Raw genomic sequence first — 21,764 nt, 5'->3', positions numbered from 1 at the left:
AAATGTCGCCAGGAAGCAAGTCGGGTGCGCTCGACTTCGAGGGGCGGTCCTACTCACGGAACGACCTCGACGACCTCGCGGCGGGTTTGGCGGACGAACTGGCCGCCGAGGGCGTGCGAACCGGTGACCGGGTGGCGCTGATGTCGTCCAACCGTCCCGAATTCGTGATCGCGGTGCTGGCGATCTGGCGACTCGGCGCGGCCGTCGTCCTGCTGAGTCCGGCCTGGAAACACGACGAGGTCGCGCACGCGCTCGCGGTGACCGCGCCGACCCGCGCGGTCGGCGACAACCCGGTGCTCGGCGCGCTGCTGCCGATGCGCGATCTCGACCACCCGATCTCCCCGCGTGCCGCCGACGCCGCGTCGCCCGATCCCGCCGCCGACGCGGTGCTGGTGTTCAGTTCCGGCACCACGGGCCTGCCGAAGGCCGTCCGCCACACCCACGCCTCGCTGGCCTTCGGGGTGCGGCAGTGGATCGAGGTGCTCGGGCTCACCGGCGCGGACCGAATCCAGATCGCGACCCCGCCCTCCCATATCCTCGGGCTGCTCAATATCGTGACCGCGCTGGAAGCGGGCGCATGGATGCGGCTGCACCGGCGTTTCGACCTGGACACCATGCTCGGCTGTATACAGGACGACCGGATCACCATCGAGATGGCCGTCGCCCCGATCGCCCTCGCCATCGCGTCACATCCGAAACTCGAAACTTTCGATTTGAGTTCGCTGCGCTACATCATGTGGGGCGCCACCCCGGTCACCGCCGCCGTCGCCGAACAGGTCACGGCGCGCACCGGGGTGCGCTGGCTACCCGCCTACGGTGCGAGCGAATTACCCGTGATCGCCTGCAATCCGCTCGGCGGCGCCCGCTTGGACACCGTCGGCAAGGCCGCGCCGGGAGTACGCGTGCGCGTGGTGTCCCTCGACACCGGCGAGGTTCTCGCGCCCGGCGAGACGGGTGAGATCCAGTGCCGCGCGGATTCGGTGATGGCGGGGTACCTGCCCGCCGAGGCGACAGCGAGCGCGTTCGACGACGGCTGGTATCGCACCGGCGACGTCGGCCACGTCGACGACGACGGCTGGATCAGGCTGACCGACCGGGCCAAGGAGATGATCAAGGTCCGTGGATTCCAGGTCGCCCCCGCCGAGATCGAGGCCGTCCTGCACGGCCATCCGCTGGTGCGCGACTGTGCCGTGTTCGGCGTCCCCGCCGAGGACGGCGAATCCGTCGTCGCTGCGGTAGCGGTTGTGGATGCCGCCGCGGACACCCTCACCGAAGACGAATTGATCGACCTGGTCGGCGCGCGACTGGCCACCTACAAGCGGCCGCGCCGGGTCGTCTTCGTCCCCGAAATTCCCCGCCTGCCGTCCGGCAAGGTGTTGCGTCGAGTCCTGAAGGAGCGCTATGGACGTCCGTCTGACCAGTGAACAGCGGCAACTGCGCGATGCCGCAGCCAAATTGGCCGATGATCTAGGTCCTGGATCGGTCGCCGAACTCGATGACGAGAAACGCCGCGCGCGGCTGGAGCGGGCGGTCGACGGCGCCGGCTGGCGAGCCCTGCGCACCGACGGCGCCTCCGGCGTCGAAGTCGCCATCGTGGCCGAGGAATTCGGTCGTCGTCTGATCGATGTCGCCTTCCTCGGCCCGGTGCTGGCCGACGATCTGTACGGCAAACCCGCCGAGGACGGCGACACCTGGACCGTCGCCGTCGGTGATCGCGCGATCGACGCGCGCGATCGAGGCCGGGCGCTGTTCATCGAGGACAACAGCCTTTTCGCGATCTCGGTCGGCGAAGCCGCCCCCGGCGCGGATCTCACCCGGCACAAGGCGCACCTGACCGGTGACCGCGAACATATCGGCGAGCTGTCGGCCGATCAGGTCATCCAGTGGCAGGCCCTGGCCGTCACGGTGACGACCGCGGACCTGCTCGGCGTCGCCCGTGGCGCACAGGACCTGGCGGTCGAATACGCCAAGATGCGTGAGCAGTACGGCAAGACCATCGGGTCCTACCAGGCCGTCGCGCATCTGCTCGCCGAGAGCCAGGCCCTGATCGAGGGCTCGGTCAGCGTGCTGCGCCACGCGGCATGGGCCGTGGACGAATTGACCCCCGCCGAGGCACTGCGCGCCGCGCGGATCGCCAAGCTCTACACCGCTCGTGCCGCGCGCACCATCTGTGAGACCTCGATCCAGGTGCACGGCGGCATCGGCAACACCTGGGAATGTCTCGCGCACGTCTACCTGCGTCGCGCGCTGACCTCGACCGAACTGTTCCCCGTACGTCTGGAGGAGATCGACCTTGGACTTTCGTGATTCACCGCAGGAGGCCGAATTCCGCACGCGACTGCGGAACTGGCTCGCCGAGATTGCCGGGACCTTCCCGACCTCGGGTGACGAATACTGGGCCAAACAGGGTGAGTGGCACCGCGCGCTGTACGAGGCGGGATTCTTCGGGACCTCGTGGCCCGAGGAATTCGGCGGCCAGAACCTGCCGCCCGTCTTCGACGTCATCGTCGACGAGGAACTCGCGGTCGCGGGCGCGCCGCCACGGCCCAGCCTCGGATATCTGGTCCAGGGACTCGGCAGGCACGGCAGCAAGGAATTGCAGCAGCGCTTCCTGCCCGGTCTGATCAACGGCACCGAACGCTGGTGCCAGGGCTTCTCCGAGCCGGGCGCCGGTTCGGACCTGGCGTCGTTGTCGACCACCGCGACCCGCGACGGCGACAACTACATCATCCACGGTCACAAGATCTGGACCAGCTACTCCGATGTCGCCGACTGGTGCCTGCTGCTGGCACGGACAGATTCGACCGTGGCACGCCACAAAGGCATCTCGGCCTTCCTCATCTCCATGCACCAGCCGGGCATCGAACAGCGTCCGCTCAAGATGATCAGCGGTGTGACCAAGGAATTCGGCCAGGTCCTCTTCGACGGCGCGGTCGTGCCCGCCGACCAGATGGTCGGCGAGCCGGGCGACGGCTGGAAGATGGCGATGACCGTGGTCGGCCACGAACGTGAGCCCTCCACCCTCGGTTTCGCGGCGCGCTACGGAAAACTGGTGCGCCAGATGTCGGCTCGCGTCGACGGCAGGAATCCCGACGAACTCGCTTGGGCCGCGGTCGAGGTGGAGATGTTGCGTCTGCACGTGCGCCGTCGGCTGTCCGAACAGCTCGACGGTGTGGTCCACGGACCCGACGGCTCACTCGACAAATTGCTGATGACCTGGGTCGATCAGTCGGTGGGGCACGCGGCGCTGGCCGTGGGCGGCACCGACGACACCGAACTGATGGGCAGCTACTTCTACAGCCGGGCCCAGAGCGTCATGGGCGGCACCTCGCAGATCCAGAAGAACATCATCGCCTCGCGCATTCTCGGACTAGGAGTTTGACCATGTACGACATGCCCGACGAGATCCAGGTCGAGGCCGACGGCCCGCTGCGGATCATCACCCTGAACCGGCCCGACGCGCTCAACGCGGTCAACGACGACCTGCACGCGGGTCTGGCCAGGCTCTGGCCCCGGCTCAGCCGCGACCGTGACGCGCGGGTCGCGGTGCTGACCGGTGCGGGCAAGGCCTTCTCGGCCGGTGGCGATTTCGCCTACCTCGCCGAACTGGGCACCGACGCGGATCTGCGCGCCAAGACCATCTCCGACGGCCGCGACATCGTCCTCGGGATGACCCGCTGCCGGGTGCCCGTCATCGCCGCGGTCAACGGCCCCGCGGTGGGGCTCGGATGCAGTCTGGTCGCGCTCAGCGATGTGGCCTATATCGCCGAGACCGCGTACCTGAAGGATCCGCACGTCCAGGTGGGACTGGTCGCCGCCGACGGCGGTCCGCTGACCTGGCCGTTGCACACGAGTCTGCTGCTGGCCAAGGAATACGCGCTGACCGGCGCGAAGATCTCGGCCGAGCGGGCGCGCGAGATGGGTCTGGTGAACCACGTGGTCGCCGATCCGCTCAACGAAGCCCTTGCCTGCGCCAAGCGCATCCTCGAACTGCCGCGCCAAGCCGTCGAGAGCACCAAGCGCCTGATGAACGTGCATCTGGAGCGCGCGGTCCTGGCGACACTGGATTACGCGCTGGCCGCGGAGGAAGCCTCCTTCCAGACCGAGGAATTCCACGCGGTGATCGCGGGTCTCACCAAGCGCGGCTGATTGTCGGTCGGCGCGCCGCACCGTATGGCGCGCCGACCGGGTCGTGGCGACCACCACGAACGCCGCGACGACGAAAATCCCCCGGAAACTACAGTTTCCGGGGGATTTTCACGTTCTGCTCGGCGAGCAGTGCGCTCGCGGCGCGACCGGTACTCGGCCTGAGCGGACATTCTCGCTCGCGGGATACGGGATCCCGCTGCTCTGAGGGGATGTCGACCGCTCAGGCCGTTGTCAGCGGGCCGCGATGAGATGTTCGGAACGCTGCACGGTTCCGGTGATCCCGTCGGCGTTCTGAGCCGCGAGCAGGACGGCCGCGTCGGCCATCGCCTCGGGGGGCTCGACCATTTCCGGCGGGATCTCGCGTCCGCCGCTGCCGGCCTGCCAACCCTCGGTCAGCACGACCCTGGTCGGGCTCAGGCAGTTGACGGCGATATTGTCGCCGCGCAGGTCCGAGGCCAAGCCGAGGTACATTCGCTCGACCGCGGCCTTGGAGATCCAGTACGCGTTCGCGCCACGGTCGACCATGTCGACGCCGGTGGTGGTGATCGCGATGAGTGAACCGCCGCCGCGAGCCCGCAGATGCGGAATCACCGCCTTGGTCACCAGGAAGACACCGGTCAGATTCACATCCAGGCACAGTTGCCAGCGTTTGAGCGGCGTCTTCTCGATCGGCGCCAGCCACATCACGCCCGCGTTGGCCACGAGGATGTCGATGCCGCCGAATTCGGCGACGGTGGCGGCGATCGCCGCGTCCACGGACTCTTCGCTCGTGACATCGCACTGGACCGCGAGCGCGCGTCCGCCCGCCGCGGTGATGCGTTGCGCGACAGCGTGAATCGTTCCGGGCAGCGCGCCTTCCTGTTCGGAACGCGCGGCCACGGCCACCGAAGCGCCCGCCGCGGCGAGTCCTTCGGCCACAGCCGCGCCGATACCGCGGCTCGCGCCCGCCACGAAGGCGACCTTGCCGGTCAGGTCGCCTGTCGCGGGTAGAACTGTGTCACTCATTTCGGCGGGAAACGCAGCGCGCCGTCGAGACGGATGACCTCGCCGTTGAGGTAGTCGTTGTCGATGATCGACAGCGCCAGCTTGGCGTACTCGTCGGAACGGCCCATGCGCTTGGGGAAGGGAACCTGCGGACCCCAGTAGCCCTCGAGCTGGTCAGCCGCCTTGCCGTACGCGGGGGTGTTCACGGTGCCGGGGGCGATGCTCACCACGCGGATGCCCGCGGGGGACAGGTCGCGCGCGGCCACCAGGGTCATACCGACCACGCCACCCTTGGCGGCGGCGTAGGGGAGCTGACCGATCTGGCCTTCGAACGCGGCGATCGAGGCGGTGTTGATGATCACACCGCGGGCGCCTTCCTCCAGCGGCTCGGTCTTGGCGATCGCGGCCGCCGACAGACGCAGGATGTTGAACACCGCGGTGAGGTAGAACTCGATGGTGGTACGGAAACCATCGAGAGCCAGCGGGGAGCCGTCCTTGCCGATCAGCCTGCCTCCCGAGGCGGGACCGCCGTGGGTGTCGACCGAGATCCGCAGCGGGCCGAGGGCTTCGGCCTCGGCGATGGCCGCGAGCACCGAATCCTCGTCGGTGGCGTCGGTGTGTACGTAGGTGATGCCGAGCTCGTTCGCGAGCTCTTTGCCCTTGTCGTCGGCCACGTCGGCGACGACGACCTTCGCGCCTGCCGCGTGCAGTCGACGGACGGTCGCCTCGCCGAGACCACCGGTTCCACCGACGACGAGCGCGGAGCTTCCACTTATCTGCATGTCATAATCCTATCTTGCAACTGTCACTCTCGTACTGAGAAAATAGCATTCTCGCGACTCTCGGCATGATTGCCGAAAAGCTCTCGAACCGCAATCTCGTCGTTCGAAAAATGGAGGCCAACCAATGCCTGAAGCCGTCATCGTGTCCGCGCTGCGGACCCCCATCGGCACCGCCCGCAAGGGCACCCTGCGCGCCACCAACGCCTTCGATCTCGCCAAGCATGTCGTCAGTGCCGCCGCCGAAGGTCTCGATGCCGACCGCATCGACGACGTGGTCCTCGGCGAGGGCCGCTACGGCGGCGGCGTGCTCGCCCGCCACGCGGCCGTGACCGCCGGGCTCACCTCCGCGCCGGGCGTGGCGCAGAACCGGCACTGCGCGGCCGGAATGGCCGCGGTGCAAAGTGCGGCGGGCAGCATCCGCGCCGGAATGGACGAACTGATCATCGCGGGCGGTGTGAACTCCGATTCCACCGCGCCCCGGGTCCGGTTCCAGGTCGGCGAGGACTCCTGGATCGACCCGTGGGTCTCGCCCAGCCACCCCGATCGCCCCGATGCCCCGGCGATGGATATGTCCATCACCGTCGGCTGGAACGCCGCGGTCAAGGCCGGGCTCACCCGTGACGACCTCGACGCGTGGGCGCTGCGCTCGCACCGCAATGCCATCGCCGCCATCGACGAGGGCCGTTTCAAGGAAGAGATCGTCCCGATCGACACCCCGTTCGGCCTGTTCGACACCGACGAGCACCCGCGTCGCGACACCAGCCTGGAGAAGCTGGGCTCGCTCAAGGTGCTGCACCCGGAGATCGAGGGCTTCTCGATCACCGCGGGCAACTCCTCGGGCGCCAACGACGGCGCGGCCGCGCTGGCCATCGCCAGCGACGCGCTCGGCCTGCCCGCCCTCGGCTACATCCGCTCGTGGGCCTCGGTCGGCGTCGACCCCGCCATCACCGGCCTCGCGCCCATCGAGGCGATCAACAAGGCCGTCAAGCGGGCCGGGATCTCGCTGTCGGAAGTGAAGCTCATCGAGATCAACGAGGCGTTCGCCTCCGTCCCGATCGCGGCCATCCGGGCGCTGGACCTGGATCCGGATTCGGTCAACTTCAGCGGCAGCGGCTGCTCGCTCGGACACCCCGTCGCCGCCACCGGCGCGCGGATGATCGTCACCCTGGTGCACGAACTGCGTCGTCGCGGCGGCGGTTTCGGCATCGCCGCGCTGTGCGCGGGCGGCGGCATGGGTTCGGCCACGGTGATCGAGGTCCCCGCCCCGTGATCGGGCAGGACACGGTGGACACCAGGGTTGGGAGCAGGCGGTGATCGCGGAGACCGCGACCATCGCCGAACTGCTCGATCAGGCGAGGTCGGGCTCGGCACGGGCCACCGGCAGGCTGCTCAGCCTGGTCGAGGGCGAGCGTCGCGACGAGGTGCAGGCGGCGCTCGGGACCGGCTCGATCCGGGTCATCGGGGTGACCGGTCCGCCCGGTGCGGGTAAGTCGACGACGATCGCGGCGCTGGTCGCCGCGTACCGTTCCCGCGGACTGCGGGTCGCGGTACTCGCCGTCGACCCGTCGTCGCCCTACAGCGGCGGTGCGCTGTTGGGGGACCGGATCCGGATGGCGAGGCATATCAACGACGCCGACGTGCTGATCCGTTCGCTGGCCACCCGTGGGCATCTCGGCGGGCTGTCCGCCGCGGTGCCCGCGGCCCTGCGGCTGCTCGCGGAATTGAAGTACGACGTCGTCATGCTGGAGACGGTCGGCGTCGGGCAATCCGAGATCGAGATCGCGGCCGTCGCCGATCCCACCCTGGTGATCCTGAATCCCGGTGCGGGCGACGCGGTTCAGGCCGCGAAGGCCGGGCTGCTGGAAGTGGCCGACCTGCTGGTGGTCAACAAGGCCGACCGGGATGGCGCCGAGCGCACTGTGCGCGACCTGCGCGCGGAATCCGATGTCCCGATCCTCACCCTGATCGCCTCGCGCGACGAGCGGATCGAGGAACTGGTCGAGGCGATCGATGCCCACCACCGGGCCGATACCCCCGCGCGGCGTGCCGCGCGGGCCCGTGCCCAGATCCTGTCGCTGGCGCAGTCGTTGATGCGTTCCCACCCGGAACTGGACCGACTGGCCGAGGCGGTCGCCTCGGGCGATCGCGATGCCTACGGCGCCGCCGCGGCACTGCTGACTTCGCGGGAGTGAGTCGGCGCGATCACGGCCTCGCCCGCGGGAGAACTAGCCGCGGGCGAAGCCGTGAGCGCAGAAGTTCCAGACCTCGGACGCGGTGATCGTGTGCTGCGTGTCGTCCTCGGACACCCCGGCCGACTGCGCGGTGAACATGACCGTCTGCATGACCATGGCGGCCATGCGGCGCGAGTTGATGTCGGGGGGAACCTGTTTCGCCTCTTTGGCGAGTTCCATCAGTTCGGAGAACAGCGCGAGCATCGGCGCGTGCGCGATCTTCACCTGGCTGGGATGGGTGACCAGTAACTGCGGCGCGAAATCGGTAAACAGCGGACGTTGCGCGGCAGGATCGGGACGGCACAGTTCGAACAGCAACTCGACAGTCACCTGGAGTTTGTCGAGCGGGTCGGTGGGACCGTCGGCGGCGGCGCGCAACTGTTCGGCGATGCGGCTCAGCGCGTCCTCGAAGAGGGCGAGCAGCAGTTCGTGTTTGCCGTCGAATTGCAGGTAGAAGCTGCGCAGCGATTGCCGGGAGCGATCGACGACCTCCTGTACCGTGAAGTCCGTCGTGCCCTTCTCGGTGATGATCGCCTGCGCGGCGTCGAGGAAGCGCTGAACGCGTTCCTCGGCGCGTAATTTCGCACTGCGTAGGGAGCGCTCCACCGCGCGCTGTTTCCATGCGGGCTTCTCACTCAGGCTGGTCACCGGCACCTCGGCCCTGGGTCGTCTGAAGAGAACATGGATGCACTGTACCGGAAATGCCAAAATTTTCGGGTTCCGTCGATTACGGTCCTCCTTATTGGAGACTATCCTTTCCGGTAGTGAGAATGTTATTCTCGCATCCGATCAGGCATCGACGCTGGCAAGGAGGCAAGCCGGATGTTCGTGGCGTACGGCTCCGACCGACCGCCGGGGCGCAGACATAGCGCCGGTCGTCGGCCGGATATCCAGCGCACCATCGTGGCCGGGCGTGTGCCCGGTCATCCACGGAGTTGAGGAGTCGTCTTGTACATTCGCTACGAGGTGGCCGACAAGATCGCCACCATTTCGCTCGACCGGGCCGATGCGGCCAACGCGCAGAACAGTGAACTGCTCGACGAACTCGATGCGGCCTGGACCCGCGCCGCCGACGACGACGATGTCGCGGTCATCGTGCTGCGCGCCGAAGGCAAGCATTTCTCGGCGGGGCACGATCTGCGGGCGGGTTCGAAGGCGGACTGGGGCAAGATCACCCTCGAGCGGATCTACACCAACGAGGCCCGCCGCTATCTCGAGTACTCGCTGCGCTGGCGCAACGTCCCCAAGCCGTCCATCGCCTCGGTGCAGGGCCGCTGCATCGCGGGCGGGCTGCTGCTGGTCTGGCCGTGCGATCTCATCGTCGCCGCCGACGACGCCCAGTTCTCCGACCCGGTCGTGCTCATGGGCATCGGCGGCGTCGAATACCACGGTCACACCTGGGAACTCGGCGCGCGCAAGGCCAAGGAGATCCTGTTCACCGGGCGACCGGTGACCGCCGAGGAGGCCGCGCAGGTCGGCATGGTCAACACCGTCGTCCCGCGCGCCGAACTCGACGAGCAGACCAGGGCGCTGGCCACCAGGATCGCGGCCATGCCGCGGTTCGGACTGCGCCAGGCCAAACGCGCGGTCAATCAGACCCTGGATGTGCAGGGGTTCTACGCTGCCATCCAGTCCGTATTCGATGTGCACCAGACGGGTCACGGAAATGCCCTCAGCGAGAACGGTTTACCGATTCTGGTGCAGCTGGAAGACATGAAGGCGAATATCGAATAATTCTCCCCAATGTTTACGGCATCGCTTACAGTTTTCCGAGTCGCTGGTGACCCGCGTAGCGACCGGTACGCCGGTATCGACAACATCGAGTCGGCCGCCGGTATCGCCGAGCAGGCGTAACCGGCGATGAAGCACAGATCGCGCCGCACCCATCTATACGACGCGATCGTGCACAAATAAATGTTCGGCAATTCGGGGCACCGAGGCCGTTCAGCAATTCCCTTTCCTGAGACGAGGATTTCTCATGCGCATTTCGTTCCCCCGCACTGCCGCGGTGTGTAGTGGTCTCGCGCTTGTCGCGGCCGTCGCCCTGACCGGCTGTAGCTCCGATGACGAGTCGAGCGATTCGGCTTCGACGTCCGCCTCGGCAAGCAGTGCCGCGAGCTCGGCCGCCGCCGCGCCCGGCGCCGCCGATGCCGAGACCACCAAGGCGATCACCGACGCCTACACCGTCTTCTTCAACGCCGCCGCGCCGGTCGACCAGCGCATCGCGTCGGTCGAGAAGGGCGATATCTTCGCGCCGGTCCTGCAGGCGCAGGCCGCCGACCCGGCCAAGGGCGGCACCACCGCCACCGTTTCGGCCGTCAAGGTGGTCGACGCGACCAACGCCAAGGTCACCTACACGCTGCTCATGGGCGGCAACCCGGTGCTGCCGAACCAGGGTGGCGAGGCCGTGAAGATCGACGGCAAGTGGAAGGTCGGCGCCAGCACCTTCTGCGCGCTGATGGCCCTTCAGGGTGGTACTTCGGCCGCCTGCTGATTCCAGCGGCCTGCCGATGAGCCGGTAGAAACACCGAATGGCCCGGTCCCGACACAGAGTCGGGGACCGGGCCATTCGGCGTTCGGAGTGTTTCGAGGTGCTACGTCGGGGTGCTCTCAGGAAAACCGAGCGGAGCGCTCAGAGCTGAGCCAGTCGCGGCGCCGAACCGTTCGCGCGGATGAGCGCACCCGCCTCGCGGGTGAGTTCCCTTGCGCTGCCGAGTAATCCGTCCAGCACCAGGGTGCGGCGGACATGCCGGGACAGATCGTGTTCGGCGGTGAAACCGATACCGCCGAGCACCTGCTGGCAGTGCCTGGCGGCGGTGAGCGCCGCCTGTCCCGCCGCGGCCTTCGCCAACAGCGCGCCGAGTTCGCCGTCGGCGTTGTTCAGGGCGGCTTCGGCCCCTTCCAACGCGACGAGGGTTTCGGCGAGCCGATGCCGCACCGCCTGGAAGGACGCCAGCGGACGGCCGAACTGGGTGCGCTCGACGGCATGGCGCCTGGCGAGGGCGAGCATGGTGTGGCCCGTCCCGAGCAACCACCAGCCCAATGCCCGCCTGCCCTCGGCCAAGGCCTCGGCGGGAAGCACCGTCCCTTCCGTGAGCGTGCGCAGCGCGAGTTGCTCATCGACCGCACTGCCCGCGCCGCCGGTGCTGTCCCAGATCACGAAGGTGCCGCCGGCGAACGGCAGCGTCACCGGATCGGTTCCGGTCCATCCGGCGGCCCTGCGGACCACGTCGTTGAGCACCGAGGCGTGCGCCCCGGTCTCACCGAGCAGCCGGAACACCAGCGGTACGGCCAGATCCGGCAGATCGTCGAGCACATCCGGCCAGCCCAGTTCGGCGAGCGCGGTGTCGAGCTCGTGACCACTGGCCGAGGTCAGGGTTTTGCGCAGTGTGTCGGTGAGCAGTTCGAGTTCGGCCCGATCGGCACCGGAATCGGCCACGGTCATTCCTTCCCCAGGTCCAGCAATCGCCGGGCGATGATGTTGCGCTGGATCTCGGCGGTTCCGCCGTAGATCGTGGCCGCCCGCGAGTAGAGAAATTCGGTGCGCCACGGCGATTCGCCGAATTCCACCTCACCGGGGAGCAGATCGCGCGCGGTGTCGAACAGACGCTGTTCGGCGGTCGCGAGCAGAACCTTGTCGATCGAGGTCTCCGCGCCGAGCCGTTCGCCCGCGGCCAATCGCCGCTGGGTTCCCAGGGATCGGCACCGCACGGTGTGCAGGGCGAGGTAGGCCGCGCCGAGTTCGGCGTCGTCGGCGATGGTCGTCTGCTCGATCACCTGGTCGAGCCGGGTGAGCAGATAGGCGATCCGATGCCAGAAGCACGTCGAACGTTCGTAGGGCAGCAGATCCATCGCCACCCGCCAGCCGTCGCCCGGTTTGCCGAGCATGCGATCGGCGGGCACGACCACGTCGTCGAAGAACACCTCGGCGAATTCGTCGACGCCGTGCATGGTGCGCAGCGGACGGACGGTGATGCCGGGGGAGTCCATGTCGACGAAGAAGGCGGTGATGCCGTCGTGGCCGGGACCGGTGCGGGTCAGCAGGACGCAGCGGGCGGCGTACTGGGCCAGGCTGGTCCATACCTTCTGACCGCTCACCACCCATTCGTCACCGCGCTGGGTGGCCTTGGTGGACAGGGAGGCCAGATCGCTGCCCGAGCCCGGTTCGGAGAAGCCCTGGCACCACTGTTCGCGGCCGGAGAGCAGCAGCGGCACCATCTCGGCCGCCAGTTCCGGTCGCGCGTAGGAGATCATCGTCGGCGCGAGCACCTCGATCATCGAATAGATGCCGGGTTCGGCCAGATCGCGGGTGGCGATCTCCTCGCCGAGGATCGCGCGCAGCGCGGCGGGCCCACCGAGGCCGGTCACTTCGGCGGGCCAGCCGTAGCGCATCCAGTCCGCGTCGTAGAGCGCGCGACGGACCCGCATCAACTGCTCGACCTGTCCGTCGAGCGAGTGATCCGGGCCCGGGGTCAGATCGTTGTCTGCGAGCCACGCGCGCAGACCGTCGCGGAATGCGGCGATCTGCGCGTGCGGGTCGGTGTCTACCGCCGTCATGCCTTGGAACGCTCGAAGGCGTGCGGGATTCCGGAATCGTGATCGCCGTTGCGACGGATGAAGGTCATCCGTCGCGTCTTGATCCGCCAGCCGTCCTCGGTGCGGACGATGTGGTCGGTGTAGTACCCGATCCGCATGTCGTGGGTGCTGTTGTCGATGAAGCACAGCGGCTGGGTGCCCGACGCGGTGTCGCCATCGATGTCGAGAACCGGTGTGCCCGTGAGGAACAGGCCCTTGGGCGCGGCGGCGACCAGCTCCGGGAAAAGGTCCAGGGTGTAGGTGTCGCCGAAAGCGCTGTAGGTGCCGTCCGGGGTGAAAACCTTTACCACCCCGTCGATATCGCCCTGCGTGATAAACACGGCGTATCGGGCCAGCAACTGCTGGATATCCAGCAGGTCGTCATTTCTGGACATAGATCTTTCCGCCTTTCATCACGAATCGCACGTCCCTGGTGACGGTGATGTCGTGCGTGGGATCGCCGGGGACGGCGATGATGTCGGCCAGTTGTCCCTCGGCCAGCCTGCCGCGGTCGGTGACCCCGATCAGTTCGGCGCCCCTGATCGTCGCCGCCCGCAGCACGTCGATCGCGGGCAGTCCGCGTTCGACGAGCGCGACCAGTTCGTCGGCGTTGCGGCCGTGCGGGATCGCGGGCGCGTCGGTGCCGACCGCGATCTTGACCCCCGCCTTGTAGGCGGCCAGCACCGAGGTGCGGGCCTTGGGGAACATCAACGCCGCTTTGGCCTGTAATTCGGGCTCGGCCTTGGACACGTCCATGGCGTCGGCGAGGCGGGTGGTCGGCACCAGCCAGGTGCCGTTCTCGACCATCAGGTCGATCGCCTCGTCATCGATGAGGAAGCCGTGCTCGATGCAGTCGATACCCGCGGCGACCGCGTGCTTGACCGCTTCGGCGCCGTGGGTGTGCGCCGCGACCTTGAGTCCGCGCCGATGCGCCTCGTCGACGATCGCGAGCAGTTCCTCGTCCGAATAATGCTGTGCGCCCGGCTCGCCCGTCAGGGACATGACGCCACCGGACACGCAGATCTTGATCAGCTGCGCGCCGTGCTTGATCTGGTACCGCACCGCCTTGCGCACTTCGTCGACACCGTTGGCGATTCCCTCTTCGAGGGTCAGGTGCAGGACGTCGGGCGCGAAGGCGGCGAACATCGTCGGATCGAGATGACCGCCGGTCGGGGTGATCGCGTGTCCGGCGGGCACGATCCGCGGGCCGTCGATCCAGCCCGCGTTGATCGCCTTGCCCAACGCCACGTCGAGCAGATAACCGCCGGTCTTCACGAACAGGCCGAGGTTGCGGACGGTGGTGAAACCCGCACGCAGCGTGCGACGGGCATTGCCCACCGCACGCAGCATGCGCAGTGCCGGGTCGTCCTTGACACTGGAGGCCAGGCCGGTTTCGCCCCGGCCTCCCATCAGGAGGTTGACCTCCATGTCCATCAGGCCCGGCATCAGGACGACGTCGCCCAGATCGACGACCTCACCGGATTCGGCCTCATCCGACACGGATGTGTCGGTACCGCCGACACCGACGATCCGATCGTCCTCGATCCGAATGATTCCGGGTCGGACGATGGTGCCGGTGTCGACGTCGAGCAGGCCGGCGGCTTTCAGTGTCAGCGCCGTCATGGGTCAGACCACAGGCTCGTGGACCAACGCGACGTAGGCCGCGCCGGAGTCGGGCACCCGGGCCTGGCTCCAGCACTCGATCGGGAACGACACCATGACGACCGACTGCAACAGGTGGAACAGGTTGCGAGCCTCGTCGGGCAGATCGTTGATGTCGAACTTGTCGCAGTAGTCGAGCGCGGCGTCGAGGTGCTCCATGCCGACGTCGTAGAGGTCCTGCATCTCCTCCATCGACGAGGCCAGGCGCTTGGTGTAGCGCTCGGGCTCGGTCGGCAGGATCCAGGCGGAGAACCGGGAGAGAGCGGCGAACTCTTCGGGCAGCTGCTTGGTCACGGTCGCGGCCTCAGTTGTTGACGTTGTCATTGCGGTATTCCTCCACGATTCGCTGGACGGTGGTGTGCAGGTGGCGCAGCAGCACTTCCTGGTCGTTGAGCGGGAAGTCGCTGATCTCGCGGGTGGCGAGCATGGTCTGGGTGGCCTCGAGGGTGTTCGCGTCCTGCAACGCGTACTCCTTGAAGGTCACGGCGGCCAGTTCCTGGGCCAGCCGCTCGCGCGCGGTCTTGGCGGGAACGAAGTAGAGGTTGGCCTCGAAGATGTGCTTGTTCACCGCGGTCGGCCAGTAGTGGTAGGTCAGGTACCAGCCCGGCGCCCAGAACAGCAGCGACATGTTCGGGAAGATCTCGAACTCGTCGATGCCCCACGCGCGGTGGCGGGCCGGGTTGATGCCCTCGGGCAGCGGATCCAGGCCCTCGATGTCGGGGCGATCCCACGGACCGAAAAGGCCGCTGCGCAGTTTGCGCTCGATCGGCTTGACCATGTTCGGGTCCTTCGGCGGGGCCATGCCGCCCCACGAGGAGACCATCGAATGCGGCGCCTCGATCTGGTAGTGCAGCGCCTCGAAGCCGACGTCGAGCAGCTTGCTGGCCTCGTCCTTGACCGCCTGCTTCTGGTGCAGGATCGGCGCGTGGTAGAACTCGGCGAAGGCGTCGATGAACAGCTTCCAGTTACTGCCGATCTCGGCCTTGTAGCTGTAGACCTCGGTCATCTCGTGGAACGGGTAACCCTCGGTGCCCTTGATCAGCGGGCCGAGGAACTCGGTCAGCGGCTTGGCGTTGACGTCGAGGTTGATGAAGATGAACCCCTCCCACACCTCGCAGCGGATGGTCTTGAGGCCGTACTTGCTCTTGTCCAGGTCGAAGAATTCCTTCTCCTGCTGGACGAAGGCCAGATCACCGTTGAGTTCGTAGCGCCACGCGTGGTACTTGCAGGTGAACTGACGGCAGGAGCCGGAGGTCTCCTCGTTCGGGAAGTCGTCCCAGACCAGCTTGTTGCCGCGGTGACGGCAGATGTTGTGGAAGGCGTGGATCTCGCCGTCGCGGTCCTTGTTGATCACGACCGAGGAGCCGATGCAGGGCAGTTCCTTGGTGAAGTAGCTGCCGACGCGGGGGAGCTGCTCGACCCGGCCGACATTCAGCCAGTTCCGGCGGAAGATCGCGTGGCGCTCGTCCTCGTAGAAGGCGGGGTCGACCGAGTCGGTGTAGTCCACCGGCCCCGTGCCGAGCTCGGGATAGTTCTGCGTCCAGCTTCCCGCAGCCGGCTTGCTGAATTTTGCCAAGGGATTACCTTTCCTGGTCCGGCGGATCGCCGAAGGGGTTGACTGCCATGACCGGTGGGCGGTCCGGTCAAGACCTGAGGCGGGCCACGCGGTGACAGCCCGAAACCGGGCTGTCCCCCCGCAGTCCTGCACATTGCTGCTCTCCGTTAAGAGAATAGCATTCTCAAAATCTGTCATCAGATTTTCACGCCGCCGGGCTGCTGTCAATCAGCGGGGTAGAAGTCACGTCACCGGCGGGAGGCTCCCGGCGGGCTGAGGGCGGCCGGACCAGGGGTGCAGGTGTGACTCTCCGAAAAACAGATATTGATTATCCAAATCTGAGAAGATAGTTTCCCTGGAGCGGACGGTGCCATGCCAGGCACCCGCAGCTCATCGACGAGCACGGGCAAGACGTCGACGACGTATCGGCTTCGCATACGGGACGCCGAGCCCACAGAGGAGGAAAACGGTGAAACCGCAGCGAATAGTCGTTGCCCTGATCGCGATCGCGCTGGTGGCAGCTGGTTGCGCTCGTGAGGGTGGTGGCACCGAGGCCGTCGAAGGTGGTGGCTCGTCGGGGCCCGCCGCCGCGGCGAACTTCGGCAGCCTCAACGGCGTCTGTCAGCCCGGCAGCGCGAAAAGCGCTCCGACGCAAGGGGTCACGGCGTCCGATATCGAGGTCGGCATGTTCTCCGATGTCGGGTTCACCAAGAACCCGGACTACGTCGACGCCGCGAAGGTCTTCACGTCCTGGTGCAACGCCGCGGGCGGGATCAACGGCCGCAAGGTCAATGTGAATCTGCGCGACACCAACCTGATGGAGGTGCGCCAGCGGATGCTGGAGGCCTGCCGTGAGGATTTCGTCCTCGTCGGCGGTAGCGCCGCGCTGGACGGACTCGGCGTCAAGGACCGGCTGAAGTGCACGCTTCCCGAATTCCCCGCGCAGGTCACCCAGGTGCCCAATACCGGCTCCGATCTGCAGGTTCCCTCGTACGGCGCCTCCGCCTCGGAGAACGTCAACCCGTATACCGGGCTTTACGAGTGGCTGACCAAAGAGGCCTACCCGGATTCGCTCGGCGCCATCGGCATGATCAACGGCGACTCGCCGATCACCAAGTCGATGGGCGACAAGCAGACCGAGTTCTTCAACGCCATGGGCGCGAAGATCGTCTACAACGACCTGTACCCGGTCGCCGGTGTCTCGGACTGGACCCCCTACGCGCAGGCCATCAAGGCCAACAACGTCAAGGGCCTGATCTTCCTCGGCGAGTTCCGCTACCTGGCCAAGCTCGAAGACATCCTGACCAGCATGAACTACAAGCTGGACTGGATCGACGCCAACGCCAACGCCTACAACCAGTCCTTCCTGAGCGCGGCGAAGGGTTCGCTGGCCGCGCAGACCAACGTCTCCGACCTCAGCGGCACCGCTCCGCTGGATGCCGCGGGTTCGGTTCCCGCCATCGCGGAGCTGAAGGACCTGTACGCGAAGTACGCACCCGGTGCGGCGATCACCTTCCAGGGACTGCGGGCTTTCCAGACCTGGCTGCTGTTCGCCAAGTCGGCCGCGAGCTGCGGTGACAGCCTGACGCGCTCGTGTGTCTACAACGCCGCGATCAAGGAGACCGCCTGGACCGCCGGTGGCCTGCAGGCCCCGATCGATCTGTCCAAGCCGCTCTCGGAGCAGCCGCGCTGCTTCAACGTGCAGCAGGCGACCCCGGAGGGTTGGAAGGCCGCTGATTTCAAGCCGAACAACGGTCAGTTCCGTTGTGGGTTCACCCCTTACAAGTACACCCAGGATTTCGGCAAGCCGCTGACGCTCGCCGACGTGGGTTTGAGCATGAACGATCTGAAGTGACGGAGCAATCGCACTGATGGAGCAATTCATCGCTTTCGGGATCGTCGGTCTCAGTACCGCCGCGATCTACGCAATCATCGGCAGTGGCCTGGTACTGACCTACACCACCACCGGTGTGTTCAATTTCGCGCACGGTGCCGCGGGCATGATCTCGGCGTTCGTGTACTGGCAGCTCACGATCGGCTGGGGCTGGCCGACCCCGACGGCGATCGTCGCCGTACTACTGGTATTCGCGCCTCTGTTCGGCCTGGCTTTCGGTAAGGCGCTGGCGCCGACCCAGGGGCTCGGCGACGCGGAAAAACTCGTGATGACGATCGCGCTGCTCAGCGGCCTGATCGTCCTCGCGCGGTGGATCTGGAATCCGAACGAATCCCGTTCGCTGTCCCGGTTCTTCGCGGACAAGAAGTCGATCGACCTCGGCGTGGTGACCATCACCTGGCACCAGGCACTCACCATGGTGGTCGCCATCGTGGTGGCCATCGCGCTCCGGATCCTGTTGTTCCGCACCAGGACCGGCGCCGAGATGCGGGCGACCGTCGACGATCGCGCGCTGGTGGGTCTCACCGGCGCCGATCCCAAGCGGGCCAACCGGGTCGCCTGGATCCTCGGCATCGAACTGGCCGCGATCGGCGGCATCCTCATCGCGCCCACCGTGGCGCTGGATGCCGCTCAACTCTCGCTGCTGATCGTCAGCGCCTACACCGCCGCCATCTTCGGCAGGCTCAAGAGTCTGCCGATGACATTCGTCGGCGCGGTGGTCGTCGGGCTCATGGAAAGCTATCTGACCGGATACCTTCCGCAGAACGAGTACCTGCCGGGCCTGCGCCTAGCGGCCCCGGCACTGCTGCTCTTCGTGGCCTTGCTCGTGTTCCCGCACGGCAGGCTGCGCGGGCGTGACCGCAAACTCAATCCGGTGCCGTTGCCGACCAGATCCGGTTCGGTGGCATTCGCGGCGACGGTGATCGTGCTCGGCCTGATGTTGGCGACGATGCTGACCGAGTCGGATCTGATCACCTACGGTGCGATGTTCGCTTGGGCCATGATCGCGTTGTCCTATGTCCCGCTACTGGGTTTCGCCGGGCAGATATCGCTGTGCCAGTTGAGTCTGGCCGGTGTCGGCGCGGTCGCCTACTCTCATCTCGGGCCGGACGGCCAGTGGTGGGCGATACTGGCGGCGATGGGAATCGCCGCGGTCGTCGGGGTGGTGATCGCGATCCCCGCCCTGCGGTTGTCCGGTGTCTACATGGCATTGGCGACAGCGGCGTTCGCGGTCATCCTGGACCGGTGGATCTTCACCCTGCCGTCCTTCGAGATCCTCGGCATCAAGATCTCACTGTTCGATCAGGGGTCGATCTCGCTCGTCGGGCCGGATCTGTTCGGATGGAAACTCGAGAGCATCGAGGAGATCACCGTCTTCGCGGCGGTCTGCGTCGCGGTGGTCGGTCTGGCCATCGCGGTGCTGCGGCGCAGCAAGTACGGTCGCAGGCTCATCGCCCTGCGTGACAGCGAGGCGGCCTACGCCACCCTCGGTGGCAGCCTGCTCATCGCCCGCGTCCTGGTGTTCGCCTTCTCGGCGGCCATCGCCGGACTGGGCGGCGCGCTGTACGGCATGCAGTCCCAAGCCGTCGCGCCGGAGCAATTCGGTCTGGTGGCTGGTCTGCCGATCTTCCTGGTCGTCACCATCGCCGGTCTCGGCGCTGTCGGCGCGGGCATGTTCACCGGTCTCGCTCTCGCGGGTCCGCTGAAGGTGATCCCCGTGCTGTGGCCGGGGCTGGCCAACCTCGCGCAGGTACTGCCGGCCCTCGGTGGTATCGCCGCGGGCGGCGGCGCGCTCAAGGAAGGCGCTATCGGTCCGCTGCGCCGGGACTGGTTCCCGATGCTGCGCGACAAGCTCATCGCGTCGCTGCTGGTCGTGGTGATCCTCGGTCTGTGGGGTCTGCGGCTGATCGAGGCCATCGACGGCTGGGGCTTCTTCTTCGGTGTCGTCGCCGCGGTCATCGCCGCACGCTTCTGGCACTCGGAGCGGTCCAAACCCGCCCCGGAGACGCTGGAGATCCCGGTCGAGTGGGTCGGCGTCAAGAGACCGTGGACATCAGAAGACGAGGAGGTGCTCGAACGTGGTGTCACTGCTGGAAGTTGACGATGTCACTGTCGTATTCGGTGGTAACAAAGCACTCGACAGCGCTGGCCTGCGGGCCGAGCGCGGTCAGGTGACCGGTCTGATCGGGCCGAACGGCGCGGGCAAGTCCACGCTGTTCGACGTGATCGGCGGTCTGCGCAAACCGACGACCGGGCGGGTGTCCATCGGCGGTGTCGATGTCACCAAGCACGGTCCCGCCAAGCGCGCCAAGCACGGACTGGCCAGGACATTCCAGCGACTGGAACTGTTCGGGCGCCTCAGCGTCCGCGACAACCTGCTGGTCGCCGCCGAACTCGGTCCCGAGCGCAGGCGCGCGAGCCGCGTCGTCGACGAGATCATCGAACGGCTCGACCTGCACCACATCGCGGATTCTTCCGCGGACGAGCTGCCGACCGGAACCGGTCGGCTGGTCGAGGTCGGACGCGCCATCGCGGCGCGCCCGAGTTTGGTTCTGCTCGATGAGCCAGCGGCGGGGCAGGACCACACCGAGACCGAGCGTTTCGGTGAACTGCTCCGCTCGCTGGCCGACGACGGAGCCGCGGTGCTGCTCGTCGAACACGACATGGGTCTGGTGATGAACGTCTGTGATCAGCTGTTCGTGCTCGACCTGGGCAAGATGATCGCCTCGGGTCCGCCCGAGGTCATCCGCGCCGACGAAACCGTACTCGCCGCCTACCTGGGGGACGTATGACAGCCCGAAATCTGACGGCCCCCAACCTCGAGAAGACACCGACGAGTACCGGGGCCGCCGAGGGAAACCTGCTGGAACTGCAAGAGGTTCGGGCCGCCTACGGCGCGATCTCGGTCCTGCACGGTGTCGACCTCGCGGTCGCACCGGGGCAGGTCGTCGCCCTGCTCGGTCCCAACGGCGCGGGCAAGACCACGACACTGCAGGTGATCGCGGGTAACCATCCCGTGGCCTCCGGACGTCTCGTGCTCGGCGGACGCGATGTCACCGGCGTCGATCCGCGCGACCTGGCCCGGTCCGGCGTCTGCCTCATCCCCGAGGGGCGTGGTGTCTTCCCGAACCTTACCGTGCGCGACAACCTGCTGATGATGACCTTCACCGGACGGTCGAAGGCCGAAATCGAGGAGATCGCGTTCAGTCGCTTCCCGATCCTGGGCAAGCGAGCGAACCAGGTCGCGGGCACCATGTCCGGCGGCGAGCAGCAGATGCTGGCGCTGGCACGCGGTCTGGCCACCGATCCGGCCGTGCTGTTGCTCGACGAACTCTCCATGGGCCTGGCGCCCCTGGTGGTCGGGCGGCTCTACGACGAGGTCGCCCAGATCGCCGCCCAGGGTGTCGCGGTACTCGTGGTCGAACAGTTCGCGGCCTCGGTACTGGACACCTGCCATCACGCGGCCGTGCTGGTGCGCGGCAAGGTGGTGCGGCAGGGTCATCCGGAAGACGGAATCCGAAATGAATTGGCAGCCCTCTATTTAGGAAGTTCCACATGACCGAAACACGTGCCGACCGGTTCGTCCAAGAACTGAACGCTCTCAAGATCCCCGATCCGTCGGCTGGCCGCTCCGGACTGTGGTTGCGCACCGGCGTCATCCTGATGGTCGGCGGCCTGGTGGTCGCGGTGCTGGCATACTTCATGTCACACGGCACCACCAACCCGCTGTCGCAGCGCGACGCCATCGTGCTGGCCCTGGGCGGCGTCGCGGCGTCCATCGTCGGATCGGCGCTGTTCCTGCGCTATTCGCTGACCAACTTCCTGCGATTCTGGCTGGCGCGTCAGTCCTTCGATCTCGACGCGCTCGGCAACAGGGTCGTCGGAGCCGACAACAGCCGCTACGACGGCGTCGGCGCCGGATCGCGGTAGAG

General features: G+C 67.0%; 22 protein-coding genes. 13 read left to right on the top strand and 9 right to left on the bottom strand.

Going from position 1 to position 21,764, the window contains the following annotated elements:
- The first annotated feature begins 2 nt into the window (after window positions 1-2).
- From DAT37_RS41660 to DAT37_RS41645, 4 genes are read left to right on the top strand one after another with little or no spacing between them, the layout of a single operon-like run.
- Window positions 3-1,424 carry a class I adenylate-forming enzyme family protein gene (locus DAT37_RS41660; RefSeq protein WP_109530477.1) on the top strand — a complete coding sequence of 474 codons (1,422 nt, stop codon included), beginning with the start codon at window positions 3-5 and terminating at the stop codon, window positions 1,422-1,424.
- Window positions 1,402-2,307, top strand: a complete 906-nt coding sequence (locus DAT37_RS41655) for an acyl-CoA dehydrogenase family protein (protein ID WP_109530476.1) — start codon at window positions 1,402-1,404, stop codon at window positions 2,305-2,307. The genes DAT37_RS41660 and DAT37_RS41655 overlap by 23 nt, the downstream gene beginning before the upstream one ends.
- Window positions 2,294-3,382 (top strand): acyl-CoA dehydrogenase family protein, encoded by a 1,089-nt coding sequence (locus DAT37_RS41650; RefSeq protein WP_109530475.1) that lies wholly within the window; start codon window positions 2,294-2,296, stop codon window positions 3,380-3,382. Before DAT37_RS41655 ends, DAT37_RS41650 begins: the two co-directional genes overlap by 14 nt.
- 2 nt (window positions 3,383-3,384) lie before the next feature.
- Window positions 3,385-4,149, top strand: coding sequence for an enoyl-CoA hydratase/isomerase family protein (locus DAT37_RS41645; protein ID WP_109530474.1), 765 nt, complete (start codon window positions 3,385-3,387; stop codon window positions 4,147-4,149).
- A gap of 231 nt (window positions 4,150-4,380) precedes the next feature.
- Here DAT37_RS41645 and DAT37_RS41640 read toward each other — a convergent pair whose 3' ends face one another.
- Both DAT37_RS41640 and DAT37_RS41635 read right to left on the bottom strand, forming a co-directional pair.
- On the bottom strand, window positions 4,381-5,154 hold the full coding sequence (locus tag DAT37_RS41640; RefSeq protein ID WP_109530473.1) for an SDR family NAD(P)-dependent oxidoreductase: 774 nt from the start codon (window positions 5,152-5,154) through the stop codon (window positions 4,381-4,383).
- Window positions 5,151-5,915 (bottom strand): SDR family NAD(P)-dependent oxidoreductase, encoded by a 765-nt coding sequence (locus DAT37_RS41635; RefSeq protein ID WP_109530472.1) that lies wholly within the window; start codon window positions 5,913-5,915, stop codon window positions 5,151-5,153. Before DAT37_RS41635 ends, DAT37_RS41640 begins: the two co-directional genes overlap by 4 nt.
- Before the next feature lie 124 nt (window positions 5,916-6,039).
- Between DAT37_RS41635 and DAT37_RS41630 the strand changes: the two genes are divergently transcribed.
- Window positions 6,040-7,185 (top strand): thiolase family protein, encoded by a 1,146-nt coding sequence (locus tag DAT37_RS41630; RefSeq protein ID WP_109530471.1) that lies wholly within the window; start codon window positions 6,040-6,042, stop codon window positions 7,183-7,185.
- A 40-nt stretch (window positions 7,186-7,225) separates the two neighbouring features.
- Window positions 7,226-8,107, top strand: coding sequence for an ArgK/MeaB family GTPase (locus tag DAT37_RS41625; protein ID WP_408637496.1), 882 nt, complete (start codon window positions 7,226-7,228; stop codon window positions 8,105-8,107).
- A 33-nt stretch (window positions 8,108-8,140) separates the two neighbouring features.
- On the opposite strand, the gene DAT37_RS41620 is transcribed toward DAT37_RS41625, so the two are convergent.
- Window positions 8,141-8,794: a TetR/AcrR family transcriptional regulator gene (locus tag DAT37_RS41620; protein WP_109530623.1), complete on the bottom strand. Its 654-nt coding sequence runs from the start codon at window positions 8,792-8,794 to the stop codon at window positions 8,141-8,143.
- Between the two features lie 300 nt (window positions 8,795-9,094).
- Here DAT37_RS41620 and DAT37_RS41615 point away from each other — a divergent pair, with 300 nt between their 5' ends.
- Window positions 9,095-9,880, top strand: coding sequence for an enoyl-CoA hydratase (locus tag DAT37_RS41615; protein WP_109530470.1), 786 nt, complete (start codon window positions 9,095-9,097; stop codon window positions 9,878-9,880).
- A gap of 244 nt (window positions 9,881-10,124) precedes the next feature.
- Window positions 10,125-10,640 (top strand): hypothetical protein, encoded by a 516-nt coding sequence (locus DAT37_RS41610; RefSeq protein ID WP_109530469.1) that lies wholly within the window; start codon window positions 10,125-10,127, stop codon window positions 10,638-10,640.
- Window positions 10,641-10,778: 138 nt separating this feature from the next.
- On the opposite strand, the gene DAT37_RS41605 is transcribed toward DAT37_RS41610, so the two are convergent.
- The 6 genes from DAT37_RS41605 to DAT37_RS41580 are packed head-to-tail and all read right to left on the bottom strand — an operon-like array spanning window position 10,779 to window position 15,959.
- Window positions 10,779-11,591 carry an acyl-CoA dehydrogenase family protein gene (locus DAT37_RS41605; protein WP_109530468.1) on the bottom strand — a complete coding sequence of 271 codons (813 nt, stop codon included), beginning with the start codon at window positions 11,589-11,591 and terminating at the stop codon, window positions 10,779-10,781.
- A complete protein-coding gene (locus DAT37_RS41600; protein WP_109530467.1) occupies window positions 11,588-12,703 on the bottom strand; it encodes an acyl-CoA dehydrogenase family protein in 1,116 nt (371 codons plus the stop codon). Before DAT37_RS41600 ends, DAT37_RS41605 begins: the two co-directional genes overlap by 4 nt.
- Window positions 12,700-13,116: a nuclear transport factor 2 family protein gene (locus tag DAT37_RS41595; protein ID WP_109530466.1), complete on the bottom strand. Its 417-nt coding sequence runs from the start codon at window positions 13,114-13,116 to the stop codon at window positions 12,700-12,702. Before DAT37_RS41595 ends, DAT37_RS41600 begins: the two co-directional genes overlap by 4 nt.
- Window positions 13,103-14,344 carry a metal-dependent hydrolase family protein gene (locus DAT37_RS41590; protein WP_109530465.1) on the bottom strand — a complete coding sequence of 414 codons (1,242 nt, stop codon included), beginning with the start codon at window positions 14,342-14,344 and terminating at the stop codon, window positions 13,103-13,105. The genes DAT37_RS41595 and DAT37_RS41590 overlap by 14 nt, the downstream gene beginning before the upstream one ends.
- Before the next feature lie 3 nt (window positions 14,345-14,347).
- Complete coding sequence (locus tag DAT37_RS41585; protein ID WP_109530464.1) at window positions 14,348-14,707, bottom strand: hypothetical protein; 360 nt, start codon at window positions 14,705-14,707, stop codon at window positions 14,348-14,350.
- The gene (locus DAT37_RS41580) at window positions 14,688-15,959 is read right to left on the bottom strand and encodes an aromatic ring-hydroxylating oxygenase subunit alpha (RefSeq protein ID WP_109530463.1); all 1,272 of its coding nucleotides are present in this window, start codon (window positions 15,957-15,959) and stop codon (window positions 14,688-14,690) included. The genes DAT37_RS41585 and DAT37_RS41580 overlap by 20 nt, the downstream gene beginning before the upstream one ends.
- Window positions 15,960-16,407: 448 nt before the next feature.
- Between DAT37_RS41580 and DAT37_RS41575 the strand changes: the two genes are divergently transcribed.
- Genes DAT37_RS41575 through DAT37_RS41555 form a run of 5 tightly spaced genes read left to right on the top strand, consistent with a single transcriptional unit; the run spans window position 16,408 to window position 21,762 of the window.
- A complete protein-coding gene (locus DAT37_RS41575) occupies window positions 16,408-17,793 on the top strand; it encodes an ABC transporter substrate-binding protein (RefSeq protein WP_109530462.1) in 1,386 nt (461 codons plus the stop codon).
- 16 nt (window positions 17,794-17,809) lie between these two features.
- Complete coding sequence (locus DAT37_RS41570; protein ID WP_109530461.1) at window positions 17,810-19,933, top strand: branched-chain amino acid ABC transporter permease; 2,124 nt, start codon at window positions 17,810-17,812, stop codon at window positions 19,931-19,933.
- Window positions 19,911-20,624, top strand: coding sequence for an ABC transporter ATP-binding protein (locus tag DAT37_RS41565; protein WP_198654706.1), 714 nt, complete (start codon window positions 19,911-19,913; stop codon window positions 20,622-20,624). The genes DAT37_RS41570 and DAT37_RS41565 overlap by 23 nt, the downstream gene beginning before the upstream one ends.
- Complete coding sequence (locus DAT37_RS41560; protein WP_109530460.1) at window positions 20,621-21,391, top strand: ABC transporter ATP-binding protein; 771 nt, start codon at window positions 20,621-20,623, stop codon at window positions 21,389-21,391. Before DAT37_RS41565 ends, DAT37_RS41560 begins: the two co-directional genes overlap by 4 nt.
- The gene (locus tag DAT37_RS41555) at window positions 21,388-21,762 is read left to right on the top strand and encodes a hypothetical protein (RefSeq protein ID WP_109530459.1); all 375 of its coding nucleotides are present in this window, start codon (window positions 21,388-21,390) and stop codon (window positions 21,760-21,762) included. Before DAT37_RS41560 ends, DAT37_RS41555 begins: the two co-directional genes overlap by 4 nt.
- Window positions 21,763-21,764 lie beyond the last annotated feature (2 nt).

It is taken from the genome of Nocardia aurea, assembly GCF_003123685.1.
GTDB lineage: Bacteria > Actinomycetota > Actinomycetes > Mycobacteriales > Mycobacteriaceae > Nocardia > Nocardia aurea.
This window is presented reverse-complemented; position numbering and strand designations above follow the sequence as displayed.